The sequence below is a fragment of the Brevundimonas sp. UBA2416 genome (assembly GCF_002343105.1).
GTDB lineage: Bacteria > Pseudomonadota > Alphaproteobacteria > Caulobacterales > Caulobacteraceae > Brevundimonas.
This window is the reverse complement of record NZ_DDRM01000024.1, coordinates 13,194-26,093: the sequence shown is the minus strand read 5'-3', so window position 1 is coordinate 26,093 and position 12,900 is coordinate 13,194. Positions and strand designations below refer to the sequence as shown.

9 protein-coding genes are annotated in these 12,900 nt (G+C 67.4%); 5 read left to right on the top strand and 4 right to left on the bottom strand.

The window, feature by feature from the left end:
• The first annotated feature begins 75 nt into the window (after window positions 1–75).
• From metX to B3E43_RS08450, 3 genes are read left to right on the top strand one after another with little or no spacing between them, the layout of a single operon-like run.
• Window positions 76–1,059, top strand: a complete 984-nt coding sequence (gene metX, locus B3E43_RS08460) for a homoserine O-succinyltransferase MetX (protein ID WP_292028423.1) — start codon at window positions 76–78, stop codon at window positions 1,057–1,059.
• Complete coding sequence (gene metB, locus B3E43_RS08455; RefSeq protein ID WP_292028421.1) at window positions 1,056–2,240, top strand: cystathionine gamma-synthase; 1,185 nt, start codon at window positions 1,056–1,058, stop codon at window positions 2,238–2,240. The genes metX and metB overlap by 4 nt, the downstream gene beginning before the upstream one ends.
• An 11-nt stretch (window positions 2,241–2,251) precedes the next feature.
• Window positions 2,252–3,514, top strand: coding sequence for a homoserine dehydrogenase (locus B3E43_RS08450; protein WP_292028419.1), 1,263 nt, complete (start codon window positions 2,252–2,254; stop codon window positions 3,512–3,514).
• 38 nt (window positions 3,515–3,552) lie between these two features.
• Here the strand turns inward: B3E43_RS08450 and B3E43_RS08445 are convergent, their stop codons facing one another.
• Window positions 3,553–6,546: a TonB-dependent receptor gene (locus tag B3E43_RS08445; protein ID WP_292028416.1), complete on the bottom strand. Its 2,994-nt coding sequence runs from the start codon at window positions 6,544–6,546 to the stop codon at window positions 3,553–3,555.
• Between the two features lie 150 nt (window positions 6,547–6,696).
• Between B3E43_RS08445 and B3E43_RS08440 the strand changes: the two genes are divergently transcribed.
• Window positions 6,697–8,067, top strand: coding sequence for a pectate lyase family protein (locus tag B3E43_RS08440; RefSeq protein ID WP_292028415.1), 1,371 nt, complete (start codon window positions 6,697–6,699; stop codon window positions 8,065–8,067).
• Here the strand turns inward: B3E43_RS08440 and kduD are convergent, their stop codons facing one another.
• A complete protein-coding gene (gene kduD / locus B3E43_RS08435) occupies window positions 8,068–8,826 on the bottom strand; it encodes a 2-dehydro-3-deoxy-D-gluconate 5-dehydrogenase KduD (RefSeq protein ID WP_292028413.1) in 759 nt (252 codons plus the stop codon). It lies immediately after the preceding gene.
• A gap of 119 nt (window positions 8,827–8,945) precedes the next feature.
• On the opposite strand from kduD, the gene B3E43_RS08430 reads away from it, so the two are divergent.
• Window positions 8,946–9,587, top strand: coding sequence for an RpiB/LacA/LacB family sugar-phosphate isomerase (locus B3E43_RS08430; RefSeq protein ID WP_292028409.1), 642 nt, complete (start codon window positions 8,946–8,948; stop codon window positions 9,585–9,587).
• A 68-nt stretch (window positions 9,588–9,655) separates the two neighbouring features.
• Here B3E43_RS08430 and B3E43_RS08425 read toward each other — a convergent pair whose 3' ends face one another.
• Both B3E43_RS08425 and B3E43_RS08420 read right to left on the bottom strand, forming a co-directional pair.
• The gene (locus tag B3E43_RS08425) at window positions 9,656–11,326 is read right to left on the bottom strand and encodes an ATP-binding protein (protein ID WP_292028407.1); all 1,671 of its coding nucleotides are present in this window, start codon (window positions 11,324–11,326) and stop codon (window positions 9,656–9,658) included.
• A 4-nt stretch (window positions 11,327–11,330) separates the two neighbouring features.
• Window positions 11,331–12,836 (bottom strand): ATPase domain-containing protein, encoded by a 1,506-nt coding sequence (locus B3E43_RS08420; RefSeq protein WP_292028406.1) that lies wholly within the window; start codon window positions 12,834–12,836, stop codon window positions 11,331–11,333.
• Window positions 12,837–12,900: the final 64 nt, after the last annotated feature.

Below are 12,900 nucleotides of genomic sequence, written 5' to 3'. Positions count from 1 at the left end.
CGGCTGACTTCACGGGTCTGTCACGCATGAATTGGTTCGCCCCACCGGTTTCGCTGAGCGAAAGCGGAGCGGGCCGTGGCGTCCATTGAAACCCCTGAAGAGACCGTCGGACGCGACGTCCACGCGGCCATTCCCGAGGACTTCCGGCTGGAGTCCGGCCAGCGTTTGGCGACGACGGACGTCGTCGGCCGCCTGCATGGCCCCGACCATGCGCCGCTCGTCGTCGTCGCCGGCGGCATCTCCAGCGGCCGGTTCGCGGCGCGCTGGTGGCCCTCGGTGGTCAAGGCCGGCGGCCCGATCAACCTGCACCACCTCCGCGTCCTGGCGTTCGACCTGCTGCCCGGCCGTGGCGCGCCCGGCGTCACCATCACTACCACGGATCAGGCGCGCCTGCTGGCTCTGCTGCTCGACGCCCTCGACGAGCGGCGCATCGACGCCTTCGTGGGCGCGTCGTACGGCGGCTGCATCGGCCTGGCTTTCGCCGCCGTCTTCCCGGATCGGATCGGCGAGCTGGCGGTCATCTCCGCCGCCCACCGCGCCCATCCCGCGGCGACAGCCTGGCGCGGGGTGCAGCGCCGCCTGCTGGCCTTCGCCCGCGACTGCGGCCGCGAAGCCGAGGGGATCGCCCTCGCCCGCCAGCTCGCCATGACCACCTATCGCACCGCCGAAGAGTTCGACCTGCGCTTCAGCCAGACGCCGCCTCCGGCCGCCGGCGACGCCTGGCCCGTCTGCGACTATCTGATCGCCAGGGGCGCCGCCTATGCCGAGGCGACCAGCGCCGACCGCTGGATCAGTCTGTCGGACTCGCTGGACCGGCACAGTGTCGATCCACGCGCGGTCCGCTGCCCCCTGACGGTGGTCGGCTTCTCCTCCGACACCCTGGTTCCGATCGAGGACCTCCGCGACCTGGCCGCCCGCGCCCCGAACCTTCGCCGTCTGATCGAGGCTCCCTCGATCTTCGGCCACGACGCCTTCCTCAAGGAACGCGAGCGGGTCAGCCACGCCCTGCACGACGTCCTGAACACCCTTTCCCTTCCGTCCCGTGAGATCGCCGCATGACCTGTCCGTCCAACCCCCACCCCTGTACGACCGCCGCGCGTCATGGCGTGAACAGCGACCCGGCGCACGGCGCGGTGATGCCGCCGCTCTATATGTCGTCGAACTACAGCTTCGACGGCCTCGACGGAAAACGGCGCTATGATTACACGCGGTCGGGCAATCCGACCCGCGACGTCCTCGGCGAAACCCTCGCCAAACTCGAAGGCGGCGGCGGCGCGGTGGTGACGGCGACCGGCATGGCGGCGGTCGATCTGGCCCTGTTTTCGCTGGAGCCCGGTGACCTGCTGATCGCCCCGCACGACCTCTACGGCGGCACCCACCGCCTGCTCTGCGCCCGCGCGAAGCGCGGCCATTTCGACGTTCAGTTCGTCGATCAGAACGACCGCGCTGCGCTCGACGCTGCCCTTGCCCTGAAGCCGAAACTCATCCTGATCGAGACCCCTTCCAATCCGCTGATGCGGGTGGTGGACGTGGCAGACATCTGCGCCCGGGCGCGGGCTGTCGGCTGCAAGTCTGCGGTGGACAACACCTTCCTGTCGCCGGCCCTGCAGCAGCCGATCGCGCTCGGCGCCGACCTGGTGATCCATTCGACCACCAAATACATCAACGGCCATTCCGACGTGGTCGGCGGCTGTGTGGTGGCGAAGGATCCGGCCGATCTGCAGCAGCTGACCTGGTGGGCCAACTGTCTCGGCGTCACCGGGTCGCCGTTCGACGCCTATTTGACCTTGCGTGGCGTGCGCACCCTGTTCGCCCGTATCGAGCGGCAGCAGGCGACCGCGCACCGGGTGGCCGAATGGCTGGCCGCCCAGCCGTCGGTGAAGGCGATCCACTATCCGGGCCTGGCGTCCCACCCCGGCCATGCCATCGCGGCGCGCCAGCAGGCAGGCTTCGGCGCCATGCTCAGCTTTGAACTCCACGACATCGCCGCCGTCCGCGCCTTCGTGGATCAGCTCGAGGTCTTCACCCTGGCCGAGTCCCTGGGCGGGGTCGAAAGCCTGATCGCCCACCCGGCCCTGATGACCCATGCCGCCATGACGCCCGAGGCGCGGCGGACGGCCGGCATCACCGACGGCCTGCTGCGCCTTTCCATCGGCCTGGAGCATGCCGACGACCTGCTGGCGGATCTGTCGGCGGCGCTCCGCTTCGTGGCGCTCCCGCTCGCCATTCAAGCCGCCTGAGGGACACAGCCATGACCGCCCTGCCCCTTCCCCTGCCCGGCCCCTCCGCCGCGAACCCCGCCGTCGTTCCGCATACCGATGAACCGGTCGCCCTGCTCCAACTGGACAGCTCCAACCCCGCCGAAGCCGCCTCCGCCGTTTATCGCGAGGTCCGGCGCGGTCGCCGGGTCGTCGCCGTCGCCTGTGGCGATGCGGACGCCGCCGGACGCCTGTCCCGAACCCTGGACGCCATCGGCGTCGTCGCAGTCCGACCCGCGTCGGGCGAGGGCGTGCTCGGGGCCGGCGTCACGATCGTAGCCGGACCAGCAACCCTGCCCGGTCGATCGCGGCCTCACCCCGGCCGTGCCCTTCGCGTGGCCCTGGCCGGCTGCGGCGTGGTCGGAGGCGGCGTCCTTCCGCGGCTATTGGCCGATGCCCGGTTCGAGGTCGTCGGCGTCCTGGTGCGCGACCCGGCCAAGACCCGCGACACCGCCATCCCCGCTGATCTCGCCGTATCTGACCCGGCGGCCCTGCTGGCGCGCGAACCGGACATTCTGGTCGAGGCGATCTCGGACGCGTCTACCGGTCTGGCCCTGATCCGGGCCGCGCTGGCGCGCGGGGTGGACGTGGTCAGCGCCAACAAACAGGCGGTCGGCGCCGACCTGCCCGCGCTGATCGATCTGGCGGCGGCGGGCGGAGCGCGCCTGCTCTATTCCGCCAGCGTCGGCGGCGGCGCGCCTCTGATCGAGACCGTTCGAAGAGCCCGCGCCCACGGCGCCGTCGTGCGGATAGAGGCGGTGCTGAACGGCACCTGCAACTTCATCCTCAACCGCCTCGCCGAGGGCCGGCCGTTCGAGGAGGCGCTGACCGCCGCGCGCGAGGCGGGGTTCGCCGAGGCGGACCCGTCCGCCGACCTGGAGGGGCTGGACGCCGCCGCCAAACTTGCCATCCTCGGCCATGAGGCCCTGCGGGGAAGACTGACCGTGGGGGCCGTAGCCCGCCAGCCCCTGGGCCGTGACAGCGTGCTTCCCGCAGGTCGGGTGCGTCAGCTGGCGCGACTGGACGTCCGCACCGGCGAGGTCGGCGTCGCCCTTCGCGCCGTCGATGGCGACCCGTTGTTCGCGGACCTGGCGGATGAGTGGAACGCCTTGCGGGTCACAACCGGGGACGGACGGGTCTTCACCGCACGCGGCCGCGGCGCCGGACGGACGCCGACCGCCGAAAGCGTCTGGGCCGACCTGACGGACCTTGCCGATTTCGGTCCTTCGACCAAAGAAAACGCCGCCGGTTCCTGAGAACCGGCGGCGCTGGAGTCGCCTTGATCAGGAGACGATCAGAAGCGGTAGCGGGCGCCGACGAAATACTGCCGGCCAGTGTGGTGGTAGACGGAGGTGCTCTGGCGCTCGAGGCCGTCGCCAACGAACTGATGGTTGAACTCGTCCGTCAGGTTCAGGGCTTCAAACGTCACCTCGACCTGGTCGCTGATCTGGTACGAGGCGGAGGCGTCGATGTTTAGCGTCTCCTGTTTGCCTTCGATCGAGTTGCCGTTCCGACCGGGCACGTTCTGGGTATAGCTGTCGCGGGCGGCCGCCGAGACGCGCGCCGAGAAGCGGTCGTCTTCATAGTAGAGGGTGGCGTTCCACGAGACCGGCGACAGGTTGACCAGGTCCTCGGTCTGGAAGGCCGTGCACAGGGCATTGGCGCAGTAGTCGATCTCCGATTCCACGAACGTGTAGTTCAGCTGGACCCCGAGGTTGGAGAACGGCCCCGGCAGGAAGCGGAAGGGTTGCTGATAGCTGACCTCAAATCCGCTCAGCGGGCCGCCCTCGGTGTTCACCGCCGCCGTAAGCTGGAAGATGGTGGTCGGCGTACAGACGCCCGTGCAGAAGCCGGGGGCGAAGGCCGAAGGGTTCAGCGTCGTCAGGCTGGCGTAGGGCAGGTCCTGGCGCAGGATCTGGATGTAGCTGTCGATGTCCTTGTAGAAATACGAGAAGGACAACAGGCTTTCCGGCGCGAAATACCACTCGACGCTCATGTCGTAGGTGGTGGCCCGGAACGGCTCCAGCTTCACGTTGCCGATGGTTGCGGTGAAGTTCGGCCCGGTCGCCGCCAGCGAAGTGACGGGCACCAGATAGTTGGTGCCGGCGAAGGTGTTGCCGATCTGGGGCCGCGCCATGACCTTGGCCACGCCGAAGCGCAGGATCAGGTTCTCGACGGGCTCCAGCGCCAGGTTCATGGACGGCAGGGTGTCCATGTATTCGTTTTCACCGGTCACGAGCGTGCCGCCGCCGGTCGAGCTGTAGCCCTGGGCGTTGAGCACGGTCTGGACCTGGCGGACCCCGACGTTGCCGCGGAAAGGCATGTCCCACAGCAGGGTGTTGAAATCAGCCTGCAGATAGACCGCGAAGTCTTCCTCATTGATGACGCGGTTGCTGCCGCGGGCGTTGCCGTTGGTGATGCCCGTCAGGCGGAAGTCGCCCCCCGGAACGCCGGTGTCGCAGTTACAATAGATGTTGAACAGCGAGGCGATGGCGTCGAGGTCCGGCCGCACCCAGTTGGTCGGCGTGCCGGTCGGAACCAGATTCACGCCGAAGCCGGTCAGCAAGTTCGAAATGTTGGCCACGGTCGTGCCGCCCGGCAGGGCGGGAACGACCGTCTCGTCGGTCCGGCGCATTTCGGCTGAGCGGGAATCGTAGCTCTTCCAGTTGATGCCGGCCTTGAAGGTCAGCCAGTCCGAGGCGTCGTATTCGATATCGCCCTGAACGGACTCGAACAGGGTGTCGACGCTATTGGGCCGGAGGCGGACTTCCGACCTCGGCACAGCCAGGCCCGTCTGGCGCCACTGCCACTGGGTCGGATCGGCGACGTCGAAGCCGTAGCTGAGAACCGGGGCGTTGGGGTTGCCCCGGAAGTCCCAGGAATAGCCGGCGACGTTCGAGCGATCGAGCGTGACCGTGGTCTGGATCGGGTTGTCGAAATTCGACTCCGCCCGGCCGTAGTACCAGCTGCCGCGCAGACGATCGCTGAAGTCATGCTCGGCCGTCAGGCTCCATTGCAGGAACTCGGTCGACAGGACGTCGAAGCGGCTTTCCGAACGGATGTCGACGTTGTCGAACAGGCCGTAGACCAGCATGCCGTTCTGGACCTCGGCCTCGCGGACGTGGATCTGGGTCTGGCCGCCGGCCGCCGCGTTGCGGCTGAACGACAGGGACTCAAGGAAGTCTTCCGCACGGGTCGCGTCCAGTTTGGAATAGAGCACGTCGACCGAGAACAGGGTGCTGTCCGCGGGCCGCCACTGGAAGGCGCCGGTGACACCCAGACGTTCCTGGGTGTGGCTCAGCCGGCCGTAGCGCGGCAGGCGAGGAATGAACACGTTGGCCTGGTTCGCGGTGTTGTAGGCGGCGACGTTGGCGGCGGTGTTGGCCGGGCGCGCCACGCCGGTGGCGCAGTTGGCGGCGGTTGAGCCGTTGGCTCCGCTATTGCCGGGGTTCTGGGGTGCGACACCGACGGGGGAGCAGAAGCCGCCGCTGTTGGTGGCGCCCGGAGCTGCGGCAGGGGCCCAGCGCACCGAACTGAAGCCTTCTTCGAGCGAGTCACGCTCGCTGTAGGCCACCGAGAACAGGGCGCCGAACTGATCGTTCTCGCCGAACCGGTCGCTGATCAGGAACGCCGTGCGCGGGCTCCAGGCTTCGGACAGGTCGTTGTATCCGGCCTGGAACGAGGCGGCCATGGTGAAGCCGTCGTAGTCGAACGGCCGGGTCGCCTGCAGATCGACCGTGGCGCCCAGCGACCCTTCTTCGGTCTCGGCGGCGGCGGTCTTGCGCACCGTGATGCGGCTGAACAGTTCCGAGGCGAAAACGTTGAAGTCGAAGCCGCGACCGCGGTTGGCGCCGCCCGACGAATCGGTGCCGCCGGCGGTGGCCTGGGCCTCCATGCCGTTGATACGGGTGCGGGTGAAGTCCGAGCCGAGACCGCGGACGGTGATCGAACGGCCCTCGCCGGCGTCACGGTCGATGGCGACGCCGGGGACGCGCTGGATCGACTCGGCCAGGTTCAGGTCGGGGAAGTCGGCGATGTCCTCGGCGACGATGACGTCGATGACGTTGGTGTCGCGCCGCTTGGCGTCGAGGCCGGCGGTCAGGCTGGCGCGGAAACCCGTGACGATGATTTCGTCGATCTCGGTCGGATCGTCCTGGGGCGGGGCGGTCTGGGCCGCAGCGGCCCCGGCTCCCAGGCCAAGCGACAGGGCGACGGCCAGGCCGGATGCTCCGGCGAACAGGCTACGACGAAGAGTGCGGGTCATCCCCGGCTGAATGGCTTGCATCATATGCTCCCTCCCAATGGGCATACAGAACGCCGAGGTAGCCCCGGTCTATGTGTTTTTGCGACCTGGCGTCTTTGGCCCAATCGTTTGACACCGGTGTCATCTTGGCGTGGAATGGTCTCTGACACCGGTATCAATCATGAGCCTAACCCGATGATCCCTGTTTTCGCAACCCTGCTTCGACGCCTCCTTGTCATGAGCTTTGCGGGAACCGTGATTTCCGTGTCGTCGGGGGCACACCTCGCATCGGCACAGATCCCGGATGGGATCATCGCCTTTCCGGGCGCGGAGGGCGCGGGCCGGTTCGCGCTCGGCGGCCGCGGCGGGCGGGTTCTACGCGTGACCCATCTGGGGGACTCAGGCCCCGGCAGCCTGCGCGCGGCGGTCGAGGCCGACGGCCCGCGCACGGTGATCTTCGACATCGGCGGCGTGATCCGCCTGACCTCGCCCCTGACCGTCCGCCGCGGGCGTATCACGATCGCCGGCCAGACCGCGCCCGGCGGCGGAATCACCCTGCGCGACTATCCGCTTGTCGTGGCCGCGGACGACGTCGTGATCCGGCATATCCGCTCACGCCTCGGCGACGAGAGCGGGATTGAGGCCGACGCCGTATCGGTCGAACGCGGCCGCCGGATCATCCTCGATCACATATCCGCCTCGTGGTCCGTCGATGAAACCCTGTCGGTCGGCAGCCGCTACGCCCCGCCCGAGCGGGGCATCTATGACGTCACCGTGCAGTGGTCCCTGATTGCGGAATCGCTGAACGCTTCCGGCCATGCCAAGGGGGACCACGGCTACGGGACGCTGGCGCGCGGCGGACACGGCGCGCGCATGACCTTCCACCACAATCTGTGGGCCACGCACCGGGCGCGCATGCCTCGCCCGGGCAACTACAATCCGCCGTCGGTCGATCCGGAGGGTCCGCGCTTCGAGTTCCGGTCCAATGTCTTCTACGACTGGGGCGGTGGGCACGCCGGCTACAACGCCGACACCGAAAGCCTGTCCGTCTACGCCTTCATCGGCAACGCCTACATCCCCGGCCCGGACTCGGTCGGGCGATGGGCGTTTGAGGAATCCAGTCCGCTGGCCCGCGCCTGGTTCGACGGCAATGCGATGGACGGAGTCATCCCTGCCGACCCCTGGAGCCTGGTGAAGGATTCGAGCCGCCCGGACTACCGGCTGGCGACCCGACCGGACTGGGCGGACGCCGCCAACGAAACGGCGACGGATGCCGAGGCGCGCGTTCTGGCCCAGGTCGGCGCGGGCCGGACCCGCGACGCCGTCGACGCCCGCATCATCGAGGGTGTCCGCGCCCGCACCGGCCGCATCATCGACAGCCAGTCCGAAGTCGGAGGGTGGCCTGAACTCGAGCCGGGATCCCCGTGGACCGACAGTGACAACGACGGCATGCCGGACGAATGGGAAGCGATGCATGGGCTCAATCCGGCCAATGCGGCCGATGGCGTGGCAGACGGTAACGGAGACGGGTTCACCAATCTCGAGGACTGGCTGAACAGCCTCTGATCAGCGTGCCAGCCAGCCGCCGTCGACGGCCAGCACCGTGCCGTGGACATAGGCCGCCGCGTCCGAGGCCAGGAACACCGCCGCGCCGCTGATGTCGGACGGATCGCCCCACCGGCCTGCGGGGATGCGGGCGAGAATGTCACGGTTGCGGGTCTCGTCGGCGCGCAGGGCCTCGGTGTTGTTGGTCGAGAAATAGCCCGGCGCGATGGCGTTGACGTTGATGCCCTTAGACGCCCACTCGCAGGCCAGCAACTTTGTCAGCCCGGCCAGGCCGCTCTTGGACGCGGTGTAGGACGGCACCCGGATGCCGCCCTGGAAGCTCAACATCGAACAGATGTTGATGATCTTCCCGCCCCGCCCCGTATCCGCCCAGGTCCGGGCCACGGCCTGGCTGAGGAAGAAGGCGGTCTTCAGATTGGTGTCCATCACCGCGTCCCAGTCCTCTTCCGTGAAGTCGAGGCTGTCGTTGCGGCGGATGATGCCCGCGTTGTTGACCAGAATATCGATGGCTCCGACCGCGGCGACGGCCTGCGCCACGACGTCAGCAATCGGCGCAACCGAGGACAGGTCGGCGGGGATGGCGTGCAGCGCCCGCCCCGTCTCCGCCACCATGGCCGCCGTTTCGGTCGGCGCCGACCGCCCCACGGCGATGATGTCGGCCCCGGCCTGGGCCAGTCCGACCGCGATCGCCTGGCCAAGGCCGGTGTTGGCGCCGGTGACCATGGCCGTCTTGCCCGTCAGGTCGAAAGAGACGCTCATTTCAGCTTGCCTGTATTCTGCGGGTTTGGAGCGGATTGTGTGGATAGGTAACCGGTGTCATAAGCTTATGCAAACATCGGCCGGCGGCCCGCCTCACCATCAAGCCTCGAGAAAAACCCATGAAAATCGCCCTCATCATCGAGAACAGCCAGGCCGCCAAGAGCGAGACCGTCCACGCCGCCTTGACCGCAGTCGCCGGACCCCTCGGCCATCAGGTCTTCCACTACGGCATGTACACGCCCGAGGATAAGGCGTCGCTGACCTATGTGATGAACGGCCTGCTGACGGGGATCCTGATCAACTCGGGCGCCGCCGATTTCGTGGTCACCGGATGCGGCACCGGCACGGGCTCCATGCTGGCCGCCAACGCCATGCCGGGCGTGTTCTGCGGCCTGATCATCGACCCCACGGACGCCTTCCTGTTCGGCCAGATCAATGACGGCAACGCCATCGCCATGCCCTACGCCAAGGGCTTCGGCTGGGCGGCCGAGCTGAACCTGCAGGACGTCTATCGCAAGCTGTTCGAGGGCGAGCGCGGTCTGGGCTATCCCAGGGAACGCGCCGAGATCATGCGCAGGAACCGCGGCATCCTGAAGGATCTGAAGGCCGTCACCTGCCACGACATGCTGACCGTCCTGAAGACCGTGGACCAGGACCTGCTGAAGGCCGCCGTCGCCGGCGAACGCTTCCAGGAATACTTCTTCGCCAACGCCACGGATGAAGCGATCCGCGACCATGTGAAGGGCCTCGTCAGCCACTGATGCCCGCGATCCGCCTGCGGAGCTGTGGTCCGCTGCGACGTCCCGTCGCCGGCCGGACCGACCGACCGTCAGACAGTCGCCGGAGCCAGCGCCTTGCGGACCGCCATGCCGAGTTCTGACAACCGGAAGGGTTTGCGCAGCACGCTTTCCATCGGCATCACCCGGTCCACCGCCTCCATATCGGCATAGCCCGTCGCCAGGAGGATCGGCACGCCGGGAGCCACCACCCGCGCTTTCAGGACCACATCAACCCCGGTCATGCCGGGCATGGCGTAGTCCACGATCAGCAGGTCGGGCCGGGATCCCTGCAGGACGCGCAGCCCCGCCTCCCCGTCGGCGGCCTCATCGACGCTGTAGCCGAGAGACTGCAGACACTCGACGATGAAGCGCCGTACGGCGTCGTCGTCGTCGACGACCAGAATGCGCTGGTGCGGCCCCTCGGCGTCGGCCTCTGCGCGGAAGACGTCCTCGGGCGCCGAGACCACGGCGGCCGCCGTCGGCAGCCAGATCTCCACGGTCGTGCCGCGCCCTTCGACGCTGGACAGACGCACCGTGCCGCCGGACTGCTGAGCGATGCCGTAGACTTGGCTCAGGCCGAGCCCCGTGCCCTTACCGATCGGCTTGGTCGTGAAGAAGGGATCGAACACCTTGGCCATCAGTTCGGGCGGTATGCCGGAGCCGGTATCCGTAACGCTGATCACCGCATAGTCGCCGGGAGCCAGATCACTGCCCTGCGCCATCTGACGTGTGCTCGAGATTGTCAGGACGCCGCCCTCGGTCATGGAATCCCGGGCATTGATCGACAGGTTCAGAATCGCCAGTTCGAGCTGGTTGGCGTCGGCCAGCGCCCAGGGCTCAGCGGCGTCCAGGACCATCTCGATCCGCACCATCGGACCGATGGTGCGGTCCAGAAGGTCATGCATCCCTGTCACCAGCCCATTCAGGTCGACCGCCTTCAAGGTCAGGTTCTGGGTCCGCGAGAACGCCAGCAACTGATGGGTCAACTTGGCCGCGCGCTCCGCCGCCTGGCGAGCGAAGTCGGCCAGTTTCGCCGTCTTTTCATCCTCGGTCCGGCGCTGGATGAGTTCGAGGTTCCCGAAGATGACGGTCAGCAGATTGTTGAAGTCATGGGCGATGCCGCCTGTCAGCTGGCCCACCGCCTCCATCTTCTGGGACTGCGCCAGCGCCGCCTGGGCGCGCTCGCGCACAGCGACTTCCTGCATCAGCTGGTTGTTGGCCGACGACAGTTCCTCGGTCCGCTCGGCGATTCTGGCTTCGAGTGAGCCGTTCAGATTGGTCAGCCGGCCCTCGGCCAGTTGAAGCTCTTCCAGGCGACGACGCGCCTCGTACTGTCGGCTTCGACCGCGCATCGCCGAGTTGACCGCACTGGCGAGGGTGTCGCTGTGCACTGGCCGTTCAAGCACGACAACGTTGCCGAGTTGCTCAAGCATCCTCAGCGCATCGCGCGGGCGCCGCCCGGCGCGCTTTGTGGCGAGCAAGACGAACGGAAAGTCCGACCAGGAGGGCTGGTCGTCCAACCATGCGCCGAGGCCGCTCAGATCAGCATCCAGCAGGGACTCCTCGGTCACCACCGCGATCGCCGCACCACGTCGCGCTTCACGGGCGAGGGCCTCGCCGCTTTCGCAGATCACACTCTCATGCCCGACACGTGTGAGTAGTTGATCGATCACGTCAGCGTCGCGGCCCTTTATGGCCAGCAACAGGATACGCTGCTCCACCCGCCTATCCTTCGCCGACGGCGGGCTCGGCCGACATCAGGGGCGTGGAGCCGCGATAGTTGGGCAACCCCGTCAGGACACCCTCGAAATCCTTCAGCGGATCGCCGATCTGGATGCCGCCGCGTGCGAGGCGGAACTCGCGGATGCTGGACTGGTGCTCGGTGGTGCGACTCTTGGCGACCGAGACGGCCTTCAGGACATTGCCGCGCGACTCGAAATACCGGAACAGGACGATGGTGTCGGACAGATAGCTCAGGTCGATCTCGGACCGCACGTCGCCCACGATGCCGTGCTGGCCGAGGATCAGCACCGTTATGACCCCCTGCTGGTTCAGGTAGCTGAGCATTTCGTGCATCTGCAGCAGCAGATATTTTTCGCCCGGCATGGCCTGCAGGAAGGCGTTGAGACTGTCGATGGCGATGAAGCCCACGCCGTCCTGCTCAACCGCCCGCCGGATCCAGCTGGCGAACTCGCCCGGAGTCAGTTCCGCCGGGTCAATCTGGAAAACCTGCAGCATGCCGCTGTCGATGTGTGGCTGGAGGTCCATGCCCATGGCCCTGGAGCGCGCCAGCATGGTCGTGACGCCCTCATCGAACAGGTAGTAGGCGGCCTTCTCGCCCCGCTGTATCGCTTCAAGGCCGCAGCACACCGCCGTGGTGGTCTTGCCCACGCCCGACGGGCCGTTCAGCAGGGTGTTGGTTCCGGGCGAGAGACCGCCGCCGAGCATTTCGTCCAGATGATCAATTCCGGTCGAGACCAGCGCGTCGGAGAACTCGGCATGATGATCCGCCGCGACCAGGCGCGGGAACACCGCGACGCCGCCCGTCTCGATGGCGAAGTCGTGGAAGCCGCCGCGATATTTGACGCCCCGCATCTTCACCACCCGCAAACGCCGGCGCTCCGAGCCGTACTCCTGCGCCGCCTGTTCGAGGGTAATCACGCCGTGGGCGATGCTGTGGAGCTGCAGGTCGCCGGGGTCTGAGCTGCGGTCGTCAAGCAGCAGGACGGTGCACTGGCGGGTCGAGAAATACTGCTTCAAGGCCAGTATCTGACGCCGGTAGCGGAGCGAATTCTGTGCGAGGAGGCGCATCTCCGACAGGCTGTCGAACACGACCCGCGCTGGCCTCAGGCGATCGACGCACTCCATCACGCCGGCAATCGTTTCGCCAAGCTCTACCTCGGACGGATCCAGGATCGACTGTTCGCTTTCAGGGTGCAGCCCGTCCTCGCTGACGAGTTCGAAAAGCTCGATCCCGTCCAGCGCCCAGCCATGACTGCGGCCCACTTCGCGCAACTCCGCCGCCGTCTCGGACAGGGTTATATACAGCCCCGGCTCTCCGGCCCGCACACCCTCCAGCAGAAACTGCAGCGCAATCGTCGTCTTGCCGCTGCCGGGGGTGCCCTCAAGCAGATACGAACGGTTGGCCGTCAGTCCTCCTCCGAGGATGGTGTCCAGCTCAGGAACGCCCGTCGAAACTCGAGGCGAGGCGGAATTGGACGTGGCGGGCATTGGCCTTCTCGGCAATCGCTCGGGATTGTGAGCCGGGAAGGAACGAGCTTAGCCGGGAAAGGCT